Source organism: Granulicella sp. dw_53, assembly GCF_018449545.1.
Lineage (GTDB): Bacteria > Acidobacteriota > Terriglobia > Terriglobales > Acidobacteriaceae > Edaphobacter.
On the sequence record NZ_JAAVUR010000007.1, the window covers coordinates 285,534 to 302,638 of the forward strand.

At 60.0% G+C, this 17,105-nt stretch carries 14 protein-coding genes; 6 read left to right on the forward strand and 8 right to left on the reverse strand.

The features are described from left to right. Positions 1 to 81: 81 nt before the first annotated feature. From HB393_RS13125 to HB393_RS13135, 3 genes are all read left to right on the forward strand, one after another. Complete coding sequence (locus tag HB393_RS13125; protein ID WP_213805623.1) at positions 82 to 843, forward strand: TrmH family RNA methyltransferase; 762 nt, start codon at positions 82 to 84, stop codon at positions 841 to 843. 40 nt (positions 844 to 883) lie between these two features. Next, positions 884 to 1,288 carry a response regulator gene (locus HB393_RS13130; RefSeq protein WP_213805624.1) on the forward strand — a complete coding sequence of 135 codons (405 nt, stop codon included), beginning with the start codon at positions 884 to 886 and terminating at the stop codon, positions 1,286 to 1,288. A 72-nt stretch (positions 1,289 to 1,360) separates the two neighbouring features. Continuing rightward, entirely contained in the window at positions 1,361 to 3,790 is a 2,430-nt protein-coding gene (locus HB393_RS13135; RefSeq protein WP_255551064.1) for a DPP IV N-terminal domain-containing protein, read from the forward strand. Between the two features lie 73 nt (positions 3,791 to 3,863). Here HB393_RS13135 and HB393_RS13140 read toward each other — a convergent pair whose 3' ends face one another. The 8 genes from HB393_RS13140 to HB393_RS13175 form a co-directional block, all read right to left on the reverse strand. Then, positions 3,864 to 4,511: a hypothetical protein gene (locus HB393_RS13140; protein WP_213805625.1), complete on the reverse strand. Its 648-nt coding sequence runs from the start codon at positions 4,509 to 4,511 to the stop codon at positions 3,864 to 3,866. 89 nt (positions 4,512 to 4,600) lie between these two features. After that, positions 4,601 to 5,218 carry a response regulator transcription factor gene (locus tag HB393_RS13145; protein ID WP_213805626.1) on the reverse strand — a complete coding sequence of 206 codons (618 nt, stop codon included), beginning with the start codon at positions 5,216 to 5,218 and terminating at the stop codon, positions 4,601 to 4,603. Further along, positions 5,215 to 6,330 (reverse strand): sensor histidine kinase, encoded by a 1,116-nt coding sequence (locus HB393_RS13150; RefSeq protein ID WP_213805627.1) that lies wholly within the window; start codon positions 6,328 to 6,330, stop codon positions 5,215 to 5,217. The genes HB393_RS13145 and HB393_RS13150 overlap by 4 nt, the downstream gene beginning before the upstream one ends. Positions 6,331 to 6,362: 32 nt before the next feature. Next, complete coding sequence (locus tag HB393_RS13155; RefSeq protein WP_213805628.1) at positions 6,363 to 7,163, reverse strand: ABC transporter permease; 801 nt, start codon at positions 7,161 to 7,163, stop codon at positions 6,363 to 6,365. Positions 7,164 to 7,189: 26 nt separating this feature from the next. Next, on the reverse strand, positions 7,190 to 8,131 hold the full coding sequence (locus HB393_RS13160) for an ABC transporter ATP-binding protein (RefSeq protein WP_213805629.1): 942 nt from the start codon (positions 8,129 to 8,131) through the stop codon (positions 7,190 to 7,192). Positions 8,132 to 8,235: 104 nt separating this feature from the next. Continuing rightward, entirely contained in the window at positions 8,236 to 9,129 is an 894-nt protein-coding gene (gene gluQRS / locus HB393_RS13165; RefSeq protein WP_213805630.1) for a tRNA glutamyl-Q(34) synthetase GluQRS, read from the reverse strand. A gap of 40 nt (positions 9,130 to 9,169) precedes the next feature. Further along, a complete protein-coding gene (locus HB393_RS13170; protein WP_213805631.1) occupies positions 9,170 to 9,577 on the reverse strand; it encodes a carboxymuconolactone decarboxylase family protein in 408 nt (135 codons plus the stop codon). Between the two features lie 108 nt (positions 9,578 to 9,685). Further along, positions 9,686 to 11,005: a DNA polymerase gene (locus tag HB393_RS13175; protein ID WP_213805632.1), complete on the reverse strand. Its 1,320-nt coding sequence runs from the start codon at positions 11,003 to 11,005 to the stop codon at positions 9,686 to 9,688. A 104-nt stretch (positions 11,006 to 11,109) separates the two neighbouring features. Between HB393_RS13175 and HB393_RS13180 the strand changes: the two genes are divergently transcribed. From HB393_RS13180 to HB393_RS13190, 3 genes are all read left to right on the forward strand, one after another. Beyond that, on the forward strand, positions 11,110 to 12,786 hold the full coding sequence (locus HB393_RS13180) for an acyl-CoA carboxylase subunit beta (protein WP_213805633.1): 1,677 nt from the start codon (positions 11,110 to 11,112) through the stop codon (positions 12,784 to 12,786). Between the two features lie 29 nt (positions 12,787 to 12,815). Next, entirely contained in the window at positions 12,816 to 13,175 is a 360-nt protein-coding gene (locus tag HB393_RS13185) for a cupin domain-containing protein (protein WP_213805634.1), read from the forward strand. Between the two features lie 444 nt (positions 13,176 to 13,619). Further along, positions 13,620 to 17,102 (forward strand): TonB-dependent receptor, encoded by a 3,483-nt coding sequence (locus HB393_RS13190; RefSeq protein ID WP_213805635.1) that lies wholly within the window; start codon positions 13,620 to 13,622, stop codon positions 17,100 to 17,102. Positions 17,103 to 17,105: the final 3 nt, after the last annotated feature.

Consider the following 17,105-nt stretch of genomic DNA (forward strand, 5'->3'; position numbering starts at 1 on the left):
CGTTAGGGTTGCGTACGCGAAGAGCGCTGCAAATCCGCCTAGAATAGCGAGAGCCCTTCTGATACGGAAAGATTGAGAGCAATGCCGAACACTGAAGATCTGGATCGCATCGTGGTTGTGTTGGTCCGTGCGCGGAATCCCAGCAATATCGGCGCGGTGGCGCGTGCGATGCACGACTTCGGCTTCCGCCGGCTGCGCGTGGTGAATGAGTATGAGGTGCCCTTCGTGGCGGCGCGCTCCGCGGTCGATGCCTCGGCGGTATTGGCGGAGGCGAAGGTCTTCGGCAGCGTCGCGGAGGCGGTGGCCGACTGCACACTGGTGGTGGGGACGACCGCCGTGGGCGAGCGCGTCCTGCAGCACCCTTTGCAGGCTCTGCCTGATGCGGCGGCTGGAATATTGCAACATCTTGCGCAGTGTGGGGAGGAGGGCCGCGTGGCGTTGCTGTTCGGCTCGGAGAAGACGGGCCTCAGCAATGAGGAGTTGAGCCACTGCCAGTCTCTGCTGACGATTCCGATGCAGGAGCACGAAGATCTGCGGCACCCTTCGATGAACCTCGGGCAGGCGGTTGCGGTGTGTCTGTATGAGCTCGTCCGGCAGGGCGGTTTGGAGCTGCCCGAGGGCTTGCCTCGCGGAGCCTCTCCAGCGAGCGCGGCGGAGGTGGAGCGGGTGGCCCTGCTCTTGAATGAGGTGCTCGAAACGGCAGGGTACCGGAGGCACCATCCGGCGAACTCTGGGGATGAGGACATTCGGCGGCTGGTGGTGCGAATGGGGCTCTCGGCGACCGATGCTCCGGTGTGGATGGGCATGCTGCGCCAGTTGCTGTGGGGGCTCTCGCAGCGTTAGCGCAGTGACGAACAACGCCGGGACAGGCTACACTCCAGCTATGAGACGACCTTGTATTTTAGTGATGGATGCTGAGTTCCCGGGATCCATCTCCAGCCGGAAGCTTGTCATCGAGACGGCAAAATTCAATGTGATCACTGCCTACAGCGGTGAGGAAGCTGTTGAGACCCTCCAACGCTTTCCCAACATGGATGCGGCAGTGCTGAATGCGGCAGATCGGGACATGCCCTGCGCCGTCCTGGTGGAGCGCTTGAAGCAACTGGTGCCCACTCTTCCCATCATCGTGTCGTCGGCGAGTGGGGCGGAGGATTGTGGTGCGGCAGACCACCATGTTCGCAGCTACGATCCCGGCGGTCTGTTGGAGAAGCTGCAAAGCCTGTTTTCCCGGGCGACCGGCGAGATCGAGCGGACAGAGAAGAAGCTCGCCGCGGATACGAAGAGCTAGTAGCTTTTCTGCAAGAGCGCCCGCTCCCTGTAGACTGACTCCCATCCGTTTCATAAGCCGGAGGGAAGAAGAATGTTTGCAGGCAAGCGAATGCTGAAGGTCTCGACTGTAGCAGCGATGTTGGGGCTCAGCGGTTGGGCAGTAGCGCAACAGGGGCGTCAATACACGGCGGCGGACTACGCGCAAGCTGAGAAGTTCATGCAGTACAACGTGAATCCACTGGTCTACCATGGGGTGGATGCGCCGACCTGGCTGGCGGACGGGCGCTTCTGGTATCGCGACAACGGGCCGGATGGCGTGGTCTATACGCTGGTCGATCCGGCGAAGAAGACCAAGGTCCCTGCGTTCGATCACGCCAAGTTGACGGCTGCGTTGACCGCCGCCGTTCCAGGGAGAGGCTTCAAGGCAGCTGCGCTTCCTATCAGCGATCTTGCCTTCGAGCACGGCGACCGCACGGTGATGGTCACCGTAGATGGAGCTACCCTGCGCTGCGATCTCAGTGGGACGGGCACTTGTTCTCCGGTTCCGGTGCCCAAGGCTGCGCGTAAACCCGGGCATATTCAGGCGGGCGTCCGCGCCCCCGGACGGCCACATCCCACGAGCATTCTTTCTCCGGATCGAAAGAAACAGGCGTTTATCCGCGACAACAACCTGTGGGTGGTGGATGTCGAGACAGGGGCAGAGAAGCAGCTAACCACCGATGGCGTGAAGGACTACGGTTACGCTACCGACAACGCCGGCTGGTCGCACAGCGATGCAGCTGTGCTGTTGTGGTCGCCGGACTCGAAGAAGATCGCGACCTTTCAGCAGGATCAGCGCAAGGTGCGCGAGATGTACCTGGTGCCCGTGGTTAACACACATCCCGACTTACAAGCCTGGAAGTATCCCCTGGTGGGCGACCCGAACGTGACGATGATCGAGCGGGTGGTGATCGATGTCGAAAAGCCGAAGGTGGTGCGGCTGAAGATGCCGCCGGATCAGCACCGCTCCACCATCTGCGACGATGTGGCCTGCCACGGTGGCGATACCACCTGGGACGATGTGCAATGGAGCGAGGATGGCACGCATCTGGGCTTCGTCTCCACCTCGCGCGACCACAAGCAGGAGTGGATGCGGATCGCCGATGCGGTGACGGGCGAGGTTCGCGAGGTGATGGGCGAGACGGCCGCCAAGTTCTTCGAGAGCGGCAACGACCGGGTCAACTGGAAGTATCTGCCGAAGTCGAATGAGCTGCTTTGGTTCAGCGAGCGAGATGGCTGGGGCCAGATGTATCTCTACGATCTGACTACGGGTGCGCTGAAGAACCAGATCACCCACGGTGAGGGCAATGTTACGCAGGTGCTGCACGTCGATGAGAAGGCGCGTACGCTCTACTTTCTTGCCGTAGGCAAGGAGCCGGACTGCGACCCTTACTTCTCGCACTTCTACAGCGTGAAGTTCGACGGCAGCGATCTGAAGCTGCTGACTCCGGAGAAGGCCGCACATGCCATCACGGTCTCGAACGACGGGCGTTCCTTTATCGACGTGTACTCTACTCCGACGCAGCCACAGACCGCAGTGGTTCGCGACACCACGGGCAAGGTCGTGATGGATGTGGCGAAGGAGGACATCACCAAGCTTCAGGCTACGGGCTGGGTGCCGTTGACGCCGATCAAGGTCAAGGCTCGTGACGGCAAGACCGATCTCTACGGCTTCATGTTCAAGCCGACGAACTTCGATGCGTCGAAGAAGTATCCCATCGTCAACAACGTCTATCCGGGGCCGCAGACAGGGTCCTGCGGCAAGCGAGACTTTATGGCGGCGCACAAGGACAACCAGGCGCTGGCGGAGCTTGGCTTTATCGTGGTGTGTATCGACGGCATGGGCACGCCGTGGCGATCCAAGGCCTTCCACGAGGCGTACTACGCGGACCTGGGCGATAACACCATCCCGGATCAGGTCTCGGGAATGAAGGATCTCGCGGCGCAGTATCCGTTCATCGATCTGGATCGCGCGGGAATGTACGGGCACTCCGGTGGCGGCAACGCGACGGCTGCAGCGATGTTCCACTACCCGGACTTCTTCAAGGTGGGAATCGCGGAGAGCGGCAACCACGACAACCGCGACTACGAGGACGACTGGGCGGAGAAGTGGGCTGGTTTGCTGGTCAAGAATCCAGATGGCACCAGCAACTACGACAGCCAGGCGAACCAGAAGGACGCCGCCAAGCTCAAGGGGCATCTGCTGCTGGCGCACGGCACGATGGATGACAACGTTCCCATGAACAATACGCTCATCGTCGTGGATGCCCTGATCAAGGCGAACAAGGACTTCGACCTGCTGCTGATTCCGAACGTGGCCCACGGCTACGGTCCGGCGACGCCATACATGACGCGGCGTCGATGGGACTACTTCGTACGCAACCTCGCCGGAGGGACTCCACCACCACAGTACGAGATGAAGCCCTACAACGAGACCCAGGAGGTGCAGGGAATCGGCGGTCCGGACGATACGGAACAGTAACGTCAGCCGGCAAAAAAGGGCCCGCAGAGAGATCTCTCTGCGGGCCTAAGTTATTCCAGGAACTTTTGACCGGCTATTGAACGATGGTGCCGTCCGCGTTCGTGGTGTGATTCCCCGGCGCGCTGGAGACAGCCCAGCCGCTGCTGGTATTGGTCAGCGTCGCCTGGCCGATCTGCGGACCGGCGAGATCGGTTCGGATCTGCGGAAACGCCGTCTGAGTCTCGGCTGCCTTGGCCCAGTCAGGAGCGTCGGAGAAGGTGTAGTGGTAGGTCACCTGTGTGGTCGCGCCGACCGCGTCGGTAGTAGGCGTGGTGCTATCGATGCTGCTCACCTTGCGGTGCCCGTAGCAGAAGTTGCCGAAGCCCGGCTGATTCGGATCCGTCGTCCAGGCGGAGCGCCCCTTATCGGAGACGTCGTAGTTATTCACCTGCTTGCTGGCGATGATCATCTTCTTCTTCTCAGCAGTCGTGCGGACGAGCAGGCCCTGATCGACCAGCGCGTCGTAGCCCATGGTCTTGCTGGTGTCGGAGGTATCTTCCTGCACGGGGAACTTCTTAGCCTCCGACCAGATGCAGGCCGGATGCGAGGTGTAGTAGGTGTTGACGGCATTGGTGAAGTTGAGCGAGTTGTCGGCCTTCTTATTGCAGCCGGTGGCGAGCAGCAGCGCGGCTCCGCAGAGCGCCGCAGTACGAAGGGTGGTTCTAAAGGTGTAGGGATTCATTGCATCTCCTCTTCGTTCGAGTGAGATGCCTGAAATCGGAGCCAGGGTGAGACGTGGGGTGCAATAAAAGGTGTCAGAAAAGTTTGAGGCTAGAGCCAACCTTTTGTGCGTGCGATGCGTGCGGCATCGACCCGGTTCGAGGCGCCCAGCTTGGCGATAGCCTCGGAGAGGTAGTTGCGGATCGTGCCCTCCGAGAGATGCAGCTCCGAGGCGATCTCCGTGGAGGAGCGGCCATCCCCGGCTCGTTGCAGAATCTGGCGTTCGCGGTCGGTAAGTGGATCTGCCTCTGCGCTCCAGGCCTCCGTTGCAAGGCCCGGATCCACGACACGCAGGCCGCGATGGACGCGACGTACCGCATCGGCAAGTTCAGAGGCGGGATGGTCCTTGAGAAGATAGCCGCGGGCTCCGGCGTCGAGCGCACGGCGCAGATAGCCAGGCCGGGCGAAGGTGGTGAGGATGATGGTTCGCACCTCGGGGTGGCTGATGCGCAGCATCGCAGCGACCTCGAGACCCGTCATCAAGGGCATCTCGATATCCGTGACCAGAACATCCGGAGTGTGTTTTGCAACGGCTTCGAGCGCGGCGCGTCCGGTAGCGGCGCGGGCGACGACCGTAATATCTGGCTCCAACTCCAGCAGCGCCGCAAGCGCTCCGAGGACCATCGCCTGATCCTCCGCCAGCACGACGCGAATGGTAGCCCCGTTCATACTGTGGCCCTCTGCCGTGCCTGGGCCGACGTGATGGGAAGCTCGATCAGCAATCGTGTTCCGTGCTCGCTGCGAACAGAGAAGCGTCCTCCGAGTCCATGAACGCGCTCCCGCATCCCGCGCAGACCGTTGCCCTCCCGTTGGACTATGTGGCGGCCGTTATCCTCCACTAGCAGCGCATAGAAGCCGTCGGAGGTGGTGGCGAGGCTCATGGTGCAGCGCGTCGCCTCTGCATGGCGAACGATATTGGTGACCGCTTCGCGAACCGAGAGCGAGAGCACCGTCTCTTCGGTAGCGCTGAGCGTGGGCGACCCCATCGCCGGAGCCTTCCACGTAAGCGCGACACCGCCCGCGTCGAGGGTTCGGCGGGCATGTTCGAGTTCGGCGGCCAGCCCTTGCGAACGATAACCTCCAATGGTCTCGCGCACCTCGGCAAGAGCGGTGCGGGCGGTGGATTCGACGTCGGCGATCTCCTGTGCGGCCCGCTGAGGATCCTGCTCCATCAGGCGCCTGGCGAGCTCCGCCTTCAACACAATCACCGAGAGCGTATGGCCGAGCACGTCATGCAGATCGCGTGCGATGCGCTCGCGTTCCGCGACAGCGGCGAGGGAGGCGTTCCGCTCCTCCGCGAGACGGAGCTTGCAGTCGGCGCGTCTCTGTTCCGCGAAGAAGATGTTGCCGCAGCCGATAGTCAGGAGCAGGAAGACGGCGATCACGATATTAGGCCAGCTGATATGGAAGAGGTATCCTTCGCCGGCGACGAGGACAGCCTCCGCAAGGAAGAGTAAGAGTACGCGTCGAACGGAGACGATGCCGAATGGGAGGAGCGCCGCGGTGTAGACGAAGAACGTGGAACCACCGGTATTCCATGGGAAGGTTACAAGGCCGAGGACGAAGGTGGCGGCGATCATCCAAAAACGGGTGGACCTGACTCCCCCGGCGGCGCGGACGTAGACGGTGAAGACCCCAAGAAAGATCGTGAAGACTACAAGCGTACCGAGCCAAAGCCGCAGACTTGGCTGAACGATCGGGTCGATGAAGAGAAAGCTCGAGTAGGCGAGCCAAAGCCACGCCCGCCGCTGCTGTCTCGAGATGGTGTCAACATCGCTCATAGGTGTGCTTCAGTGCAGTCTACGCCTTGGGGCTAAGAGTTCTGCTGGGAACGTTGGAAGAGCAACCAGCTTAGGCCGAGCATCAGCATCGTGAACCCGGCGAGGCCGATCCAGTGGCCTAAGAGGGAGTCGGCGTTCTGGTAGCCGAAGATACTCAACATGAGCTGCGCAAGGTGATAGGTGGGCAGAACCTGAGCTGTGCGCTGTACGAAATGGGGCAGCGACTCGATGGGAATCCATAGGCCACTGGCATAGGACATAGGCAGGTAGAGGAGATTGACGATGCCCGGAGCGGCGTTCGCCGGAATAACAAGAGCCAGCAACAGGCCCATGCTGGCGAAGGAGATCGCCCCCGCGACCGTCATGCCCAGCATCCTGGCAAACTCGAGCGCGGTTAGTTGCACGCCACCCATGGTTAGGCCAATGACGGTAAGGATGCACACGATGATGAGACCGAAGGCCACAGCGGTCGCGCATTTGCCGAAGAGATAGGCCATGGGAGGCATGGGGCTGGCCTGCTTCACCTCCAGCCAGCCCGCGGCTCGCTCCGCAGCCATGCCCGCGCCGATGCCGAAGAGCGCCGCGCCGACCAGACCGAAGCAGGCGTAGCTGCCCAGCATGTATTTGGCGATCTGGATATTGCCGTTGTTAGCGTGCCGGTTGGCGATGCCAAAGAGCAGGTAAAACATCACGGGAAATCCGGTGATGGCGAGCGAGAAGGATCTGGCCCGCAGCAGCTTAAGGAACTCGTACTTGGTCTCCTTGGCGAAGATGCGCGCAGTATGCGCGATGCCGGTGGATGAGACAGGATGGGCAATGGCGGTGGTCGACATGATGTACTCCTGGCGATGTTGGAGGCTTACTTAGCAGAGGTGAGTTCGAGAAAGGCGTCTTCGAGAGCCGGACTGGTGATCTCCAGGCCGCTGAGAGCTTCGTCACGCAGCAGCATCTCGCGGACGACGCTCTCTGCATTTGTAGCAGTAACGGTCACATGCTCGCCAGAGTGCTCGACCGCTGTGACGCCGGACAGTGAGCGGAGCCAGTCGATAGAGAGCGTCGTGCGGCAGCGTATCTTGCGTCCAGCAGTCTGACTCTTGATCTCCGAGGGCGTCCCCTCGCTTACAATGCGGCCCTTGTCGATGACCACGATGCGATGTGCGAGCGCGTCGGCCTCTTCCAGGTAATGCGTCGTCAGCAGAACGGTCTTACCCCGCGCCGCAAGCGAACGGATCTGTTGCCATAAGCTCCGCCGCGCTTCGATGTCCATGCCGACGGTAGGTTCATCCAGGAACAGCAGGTCCGGATCACCACACAGCGCAAGCCCAAAGAGGACGCGCTGCTTCTGCCCTCCACTAAGCTGGCTGAAGAGCCGATTCTCTATCCCCTGCAACTGCGCGATTCGGACGACCTCCTCGAAGGCCAACGGCCGCGGGTAGTAGCTGCGGAAGAGGTCGATGTGTTCGCGCACGCGCAGCGTCTCTGGAATGCGGGCGACCTGAAGCATCGCTCCCACGCGCGTCCGTGTGGCAGGATCGCGAGGATCGCCGCCAAAGATGTGCACGCTGCCGCTCGAGGGAGAGGCGAGACCAAGCATCAGGCGGACGGCGGTCGACTTACCCGCGCCGTTCGGCCCAAGCAACGCGACGACCTCGCCAGGATGAAGCGAGAGGCTCAAGCCATCCAGCGCGGTTGTGGCTTTGTATCGCTTGGTGATGTTGTCCAGGCTCGCGATGGCTGCCGGCGCGGGCACTGTTGGAATACGTGCTGCATAACTCTCTTGTAAGACCGCTGTAGCTTGCATGGCGTCTCCCTCGGGTGCAGGACTGTCACTCTGACAAGACCAAGGATGCCCCAGGCCGCGCATCGCCAGTAGTGCGGAACGTCAGCAAAGCGAGGTGACAGATGTCATGTTCCGGAGCGGATTGCAGAGGCTTGAAACATCGCGATCACCCGCTCCGGGGAGTGGCCACGCTCTCGCAGCGTGCGAAGGGCTAGAGCGTCGTGGCGCTTGGCCAGGCGGTTCCCCTCGGAGTCGACCAGCAAAGGAGTGTGGAAGTACTCGGGCGACGTAAGACCGAGGGCACGTTGCAGCAACATCTGCCGCGCCGTCGATTTGAGCAGGTCGCGGCCCCGGACGACCTCGGTGATGCCCATGGCCGCGTCGTCGACCACACAGGCAAGCTGATAGCTGGGGACGCCGTCCTTGCGCCAGATAAGAAAGTCGCCGAAGTCGATTCCAGCCGTGAAGGCGCGTGGACCCAGGTTGCGGTCGGTGAAGCGAAGGACCGCTCCGTCTGGCACGCGGAAGCGGTAGTTGGTATTGGGCTGAAAGGCCGGCTCAAGATGCTGTTCACGCAATGCCGGTCTGCAGATGTTGGGATAGACGCGCTCATCGTCCGGCTCCTGCGCAGCGTGGTCGTCATGCGGCGCATGAGCCATGCGGGCAAGGTCCTGACGGCTGCAACGGCAAGGGTAGCTATGTCCTGCAAGGAGCAGTCGATCGAGCGCTTCGCGGTAAAGAGCAAGACGCTCCGACTGCGAGACCATGGGCGGAGTCCAAACGATGCAGAGCCATGCAAGATCTTCCAGCATGGCCTCTACGAAGCCAGCACGCGAGCGATGCGGGTCCAGGTCTTCATTGCGAAGCAGGAGCTTACCCTCCGCCTCCTGTGCTCGTTGGTGCGCTGTCCAGAAGGTGGCGGCGTGGCCGAGATGGAGCAGGCCCGTAGGAGACGGCGCTATGCGACCGATGTAGCGGGCCGCTCCCTGACGATAAGAGGTTGGAATCAAATTGGACATGATTCGTTACAAATTGTCGAAGAGGCGATGAAGGTAAGCTCTATCTCACCATAAACTCGGGATCCACAGGCACCTGAAGGGCATTGACCAGAGCGTTGGTCTCCGCTGCCATGCCCACCACTGCAAGGAACTCAGCGTGCTGCTGATCCGTAAGACCCTTGGCGCGCGCCGCCGCAGTATGGGAGTGCACGCAGTAGCTGCAGCTATTGATCGTGGACACCGCGATATAGATCAGCTCCTTGGTCAGCGAATCGAGCTCGCCCGGCGCGACCATGACCTCCTTGATGCTGGACCAGGTTCTCTCCAGAAGCGCCGGTTGATTGGCAAGCGCGCGCCAGAAGTTATTTACGAAATCAGATTTGCGGGTAGCCCGTATGTCGTCGAAGACTGCCTTAACGCGTGGATCGGAGGAGACCTGCTCATCCGTCCAAAGTTTTACGGTGGACATTGCGAATACCTTTCCTTCGTTCTGCGAACAGCAGCGTTGAAGCCGCTGTCTTCAAGTTAAGGAATACGTGTCGATAGATCAAATCAGATCGAACCGCGGACGGCGAGCTTACATATAGTCGACGCCATACTGCACCGGGATCTGCGTGAACGCGATTCGCGTAGGCGCGGACTCGCGGGCAGGCAGCATCCCGGCAAAGTGCAGGGTCGTATGGCCATACTTCAGGTTGAGCTTATCCATCGTGGCGGAGAGGCCGGCGCGATTGTTCGGATCGGCGAAGAGCTCCGCCTGGTACTCGCTCTCGGGGATCAGATTCCGCAGCGTGACGCCCACAAAGAAGGGCTTCTGGAAGTCCGGTCCCTGCGGGCGTTCGCTCCACAGGCTGCGCAGAACCTCCAGCAGGGTGAGGGTATCCTGACAATCCCTGAAGCGCGCCTCCATCGCCCAGCCCGATTGCTTGATCCCGGAGAAGTGCTTCTTCGACTTCATGCGTTCGGACTGCTCCTTCGTGAGCTGATACCGAATCGTAACCGCCAGCGAGCCGGTGTAGAACTTCTCCATCCGCAGCCGCATCGCCGCCTTATGCAGCAGTTTGTGCGCCACCGCCCATGAGCCCTCCGCCGAGCGATGTTCGGGCGCAAGAACATGCGAGTGGCCGAGCGACTTCTGCACGTCCGATGCGACCGGCGCACCGTCGTCGCCAGACTCCGCACCACGCAGCCAGTGGTACAAACGGTCCCCCCAGACCGAGTCCCAAAGCTTGTGCATCCCCTCGCGGTCCAGCGCGAGCAGTTGTTCCATCGTAGTAATGCCCTTGGCATTCAAACGAATCTCGGTCTTCGCCCCGACGCCCGGCAGGTCGCGCAGATCGATATGCGAGATGGCGCGGGGAAGCTGCGATGGCAGCAGCCCAATCAACCCATCGGGCTTCTGCATATCGCTGGCGATCTTGGCGAGGTAGCGGTTAGGCGCCATGCCGATGGAGCAGCGCAGTGCCTCGCCCACCCGCGTGTAGATGGACTGCTTGATCTCCAGCGCAATCTTTCTGGCCCGGGGCGGCTCCCGCTCGCGCCCCATCAGTTGGCAGACCATCTCGTCGATCGATGGAGTATGGGCGACGGGGCAGATCAGTTCGACGGCCTCGGCGATGGCGTGCGAGTACTTGGCGTACTCGGTGTGGTTTCCCTCGATGAGGATGATCCCAGGGCAGAGCCTCTTCGCCTCGCCCACCTGCGTGCCGGTCTTGATGCCCAGAGCCTTGGCCTCATAGCTGGCTGCGATGCAGCACGTCGTGTCCGCCATGGTCGGCACAACGGCCAGCGGCTTGCCGCGAAACTCCGGATGAAGTTGCTGCTCCACCGACGCGAAGAAGCTGTTCAGATCGATATGGAGAAAGCCGAACCGGTCGGGTTGAGGATGGGAGTCCATACGGTTTGCCTGCCGCGATTATATTCGCTCTTTGTTTGCCTGCGTAGATTCCGGTCTTTATCCAGGAGATAGCCTGCGGGCGCCATTGGTAAAATCGCTGTCTTATGGTGTTTCCCAAGATATCCGAAGCCGCTGGACCGAAAGCCCTTAGCGCAACCTCGCACTCCCGTCAGCTCGCGGAGCTCGCAGCACGGCACGCCGTCGCCGAGGAGGGCGGTGGCGAAGAACGGCGCGCCCGTGAGCGAACCGCCGGTAAACTCTCCGCTCGCGAACGCATCGATCTGCTGCTCGACGAAGGCACGTTTGAGGAGACAGATAAGTTTGTAACACATCGCGCTACAGACTTCGGCATGGACGCGCAGCGCGTGCCCGGCGACGGCTTCATCACCGGCTACGGCCGCGTGCAGGGCCGCGTCGTCTTCTGCTTCGCGCAGGACTTCACCGTCTTCGGCGGCTCGCTCTCCGAGGCCAACGCCGCGAAGATCGTCAAGATCATGGATATGGCCATGCGCGTCGGCGCACCCATCGTCGGCCTGAACGACTCCGGCGGGGCTCGCATCCAGGAGGGCGTGGTCTCCCTCGCGGGCTATACCGACATCTTCCTCCGCAACACCCTGGCCAGCGGCGTCGTTCCGCAGATCTCGGCGATCCTTGGACCATGTGCGGGCGGAGCCGTCTACTCGCCTGCGATCACCGACTTCACCCTGATGACCGAGAAGACCAGCTACATGTTCGTCACCGGCCCCGACGTCATCAAGACCGTCACGCACGAGGACGTCACCAAGGACGAGCTAGGCGGCGCAGCGACGCACAACGAGATCTCCGGCGTCGCTCACTTCATGGCGCACGACGATCAGGAGTGCCTCGCCATGGTCCGCGAGCTGCTCAGCTTCCTACCCTCGAACAACCTCGACGATCCGCCGCGCCGCCCTACGCAAGACGACCCAGCCCGCGCCGATCTCTCCCTCGACACCATCATCCCCATCGAGAGCAATCGGCCCTACGACATGGTCGACGTCATCACCCGCATCGTCGATCAGGACGACACTGGCGCCGGCTACCTCTTCCAGGTGCAGGAAAACTTCGCCCGCAACATCGTCGTCGGCTTCGCCCGCATGGCCGGCCGCCCCGTCGGCATCGTCGCGAACCAGCCTGCCTTCCTGGCCGGTGTGCTGGACATCAACGCCAGCATCAAGGCCGCACGCTTCGTGCGCTTCTGCGATGCCTTCAACATTCCACTGATCACCTTCGAGGACGTCCCCGGCTTCATGCCCGGCATCCAGCAGGAGCACGGAGGCATCATCCGCCACGGCGCAAAGCTGCTCTACGCCTTCGCCGAAGCAACCGTGCCGAAGCTCACCGTCATCACCCGCAAGGCCTACGGCGGAGCTTACTGCGTCATGAGCAGCAAGCACCTCCGCACCGACCTCAACCTCGCATGGCCCACCGCCGAGATCGCCGTGATGGGTCCGGAAGGCGCAGTCAACATCGTCTACAAGCGCGAACTGGAGACGACGCTTCGCCGCGCCGAAGCCATCATGCCCCAAGGCGTCTCTCTATCCGAAGAACAGAAGCTGGAGATACTCACCGAGGCCCGCGCAGAAAAGGTAGAAGAGTTCCGCGAGCGCTTCGCCAACCCCTACGTCGCCGCCGAGCGCGGGTACATCGACGCCGTCATCCGCCCCAGCGAGACACGCCGGCGACTGAACTCCGCGCTCGACATGCTCGCCACCAAGCGCGAAAAGAACCCCGCCAAGAAACATGGCAATATTCCTTTGTAGTCCCCACAAAGAAAAGCTAAGGAGCAACAATGCCAACGAAGATCATCAGCACCGCTACCGCCGAGCACTACAAATGGGGAGGCACCTCCGGAACCGACTGCGACGGCTGGCACCTCGTCAGCACGCCGGATCTCAACGTCATCGAAGAAGTAATGCCTCCCGGCACAGCCGAGACGCGCCACTTCCATCGCCACTCCCATCAGTTCTTCTACGTGCTCTCCGGAGAGCTGACGCTCGAAGTAGAGCATCAAGACTTCGTACTCCACGCAGGCCAGGGCCTGGAGATCACACCCGGCCAGGCCCACCAAGCCAGCAATCGAAGCGCAGGCGAGACCCGCATCCTCCTCACCAGCCAGCCTCCCAGCCAAGGCGACCGCTTCGACGCATAACGCTGCGAGACGCCTCTTCCATCGAGAGACTCGGCACCCAGCCGAAGTAGAGAGCCGAGGGAATCAACCTTGCTCAAATAGGCAACATGCGGCGTCGCTGAGACATGTTCAGAAAAGATGGATATGTCCAAGTTTCCCAACTTGGGCATGTCCATCTTTTTTTGTTTCGCTCGCGACGAAAGTTTGTTGACCTTTCAGATTTTGCAGGATAGGGTCTTCCAATCAGTCAAAACTAACTCTACGGCAACGCTTCGTAGATCACCTTTTTAAGGTGCCGCAAACAGCTGCGCCCCCAGGGCGGCGTGCCTGTTTGCTTGTCCCAAGCTGTGCCTATCTCCCTCCGTCTTACCGGTCTAGCCCTGCGGGTGCACAGCGCACCACAGAAGAATAAGCATCATCCACGGTTACTAATAGCCGTGGCGATATTTTTTCGAGAGGCCTCCATTGATCAAAGTATTCTCCCGCGTCCTGCGCAACTTCGTGGCTGTTTTCAGCCTTCTCCTGCTTGGGTTTACCCTTCTGCCTTCAGCTTCCGCTCAAGAAACCACCGGTGCTATCCAGGGAACTGTATCGGATGCCAGCGGCGCCATCGTAGCGGGGGCCACCATCGAAGCCTCCAGCCCTGCTCTTCTCAAATCAATGGTGGTCACCTCCGACTCTCATGGCTTCTATCGTTTCAACGCTCTGCCACCCGGCACGTATGGCCTGTCGGCAAGCGGTCTAGGCATGCAGTCCAGGCTCGCTGGTATCAGAATCAGCGCCGGTGATCTGCCCGTAATGAATATCCAGATGACCACAGGCTCGAAAGAAGTAGTCATCGAAGTCAATGCAGCCGCGGCGATGATCGATCCGACACAAAGCAAGGTTGAGACCACCATCACAAACGAGGTCCTGCAACTGATCCCCAAGGGACGCTCGTTCCAGTCGGTCATAGCGTTTGCCCCCGGTGCACGTCAGGAGCCCCTCCAGAGTGTTGCTCCTAACGCGACCGGCGCGGCCATCTCTCCGCTGGTTGCAGGCTCCAGAACCAATGGTTACCAGATCGATGGTTCCAGCGACGCCGAAAATGTCTACCTTTTCGAAGGTCTTAACATCACAGGAATTGGCGGTGGCGGCTCTGGTACTGGTACTGGTGGAAGTGCGGGCTTCAACGTTCCGAACGAGTTTGTACAGGATGTTCAGGTAAAGAGTTCAAGCTTTGAGGCTGAGTTCGGTGGCGCCATGGGCGGCGTCATCAACGTGATCAGTCAACGCGGCCTGGATGCCTGGCATGGAAGTTTCTTCACCTACTACCGTTCCAGCGCGCTCAATGCGAATGATCAGTGTGCCTTCACCTACACTGCAAATTGCGGACTGCGTCTCGATCCCAATGTGCCTGCAAACTCCGGAGCCCGTACAGATGGCGCAGCCCAGTTTTACATCGCCAAGCAGGATCATTACAAGGTCGTCGAACCAGGCTTCACCATCGGCGGACCGCTCATGACTCCAAAGGTGAGGCTGTTTGCCAGCTTTGTGCCTCAGTACTACCGGGCACGCCGCTCAGTGAACTTCACGAAGGTGAACCCGGGCCCTCGTGACTTCTACACCTCGCAAGATACCGATTACGGCTTTGCTCGTCTGGACTACTCACCCATCAGCAAGCTTCGCCTCTTCACCGCATGGGAAGATTCGTTCGCACGCAACACCGGGAATACGCTTCCCCAACCCGACAGCAAGATCGGACAGGTAAACGCCAGCGCAGGAACCGACCCAACCAGCTTTCGTGCAGACACTGGCCTTGTTAATCCAGCCTCGGTATACCTCTTCGGTGGGGATTACACCGTCAATTCGCGCATCCTTGTCTCCGCGCGTTATGGCTACACCTACGCCAACTCCGGCGACCGCGGCAAACCCACCGGCATTCAGTATCTCTACCAGACGAGCGCTGTCGCCGATACACCCGGTGCGTTCGGATCTGAAACACTGCAACCGGATCCAACCCGTCCGGGTCATGGAATCACCTTTTCGGCAGCAGGCGTCCCATCTACTTTCTTGCAATCGATTACGACCTCAAACATTCAGAGCAATCTGCAGAATATCTACAACAAGTTTTCGCGCAAGCAGTTCAACGTCGACGTCTCGTACCTCAAGACGGGATTTTTAGGGACACACAACTTCAAAGGCGGTTACTCAACCACTCGGATCGTGAATGATGTACTGAGCGGTTACAACACTGCGCAGGTTCAATTGTTCTATGCTGCAGACTATCCAGTAGGGACGAGCGCAACGGCCTGCGACGCCGTAATCGCTGCAAACGTCGCCAAATATGGGGCCGCGGGGAACCACTGCCGTGGAAACTACGGCTACTTCATCGTGAACGACGGTGTTGAGAACGCCGGCACCGCTCGAGGTAGCAACTCTGGGTTTTACTTTCAGGATGGATGGCAGATCGGTCATACAGGCCTGACAATCAATGCGGGTGTTCGTTTCGACACGGAATATCTGCCTCCCTATAACCCTGGTGCATCGAGCATCAGCTTTGGCTACGGCGACAAGATCGCGCCTCGGCTTGGAGGTGCTTACGACGTCCTTCACAACGGTAAGCTGAAGGTCTTCGCCAGTTACGGACAGTTCTACGACATCATCAAGTACTCTCTCCCCTCCGGTTCATTCGGTGGACAATACTGGCACCAGTGCGCGTACGCCTGGGACGACTATGACTACAACAAGATCCTGCCCACCTCACCCAATAAGCACGGTTGCCCTACCACTGGCGCGGCACCCGGAGTCGGCGTGGGAACATTCATCGAGAACCTCGATCTGCGAAAGAACGTAATCGATACGCAGGATCCGGGCGTCGATCCAAATGTAAAACCGATGAAGCAGCACGAAGTCGTCGGAGGAGCGGAATGGGCTATTACTCCTACCTTATCCTTGACGACTCGCTATGCTCGCAAACGTCTCGACAACACGGTTGAGGACATCGGAGCCAGCGACTCACTTGGCTTTTACATTGGAAATCCTGGACCTGGTTATGGCGACCTATTGCATCGGACTCTCTTTGGGAGCGGATTGACTGCTCCCATCTGCCCAAGCTGCCCCATCCAGCCCAAGGCAAGCCGCGACTACGATGGCGTCGAATTCACACTCAATAAGACCATCGCCAATAAATGGTTCATCAGCGCCTTCTACACCTACAGCAGACTTAGGGGCAACTATCCCGGTCTGACCAGCACCAATATCTCCGATGGGAGCGGAGGGCGTCAGAGCCCGAACAACAACCGCTCGTTCGATCAACCTCAAATGCAGTTCACCTCGCACGGTGTCCCATTCGGTGGTCCTCTGCCCACCGATCGCCCCAACACCTTTCAGGCCTTTGGTTCGTACCGGCAGAAGTGGTTTCACGGAGAGACTTCTTTAGGACTCTCTCAGTCGTTCTTTCAGGGAACTCCGGTCTCCACCTGCTGGCCGACCCTCACAAGCACCTCAAGTTGCCAGTTCGTCGAAGACCAGGGGAACTTTGTGAACTTGCACAGAGATGGTAATGGAAACATAGTCTCCGACGGCATCACCCACGGAAAACGGACTCCCGCGTATATCCAGACCAACGCTAACTTGGTCCATTACGTAAAGATCAGCAAGACTCGCGAAAACCAGAAGCTGGGAGCTGAGATCAACTTCTATAACCTCTTCAACCAGCATGCTGCGACGTCGATCTACGATATACCGCTAACCACCGCTACCTATCCGACTGACCATACAAATCCCACCAACTTTGACTACAAATCGCTGACCAGCGGGTGGGATTACATCGCTGTCAGCAACAGCGCTGGTGGTGGACCCAACAACGATGTACCTCAACTCAAGACGCTATCGAATCGATATGGACTCCCGGCGCTCTTTCAATCGGCGCGCCAGATCCAGATCAAAGTGGCGTACGTCTTCTAACCT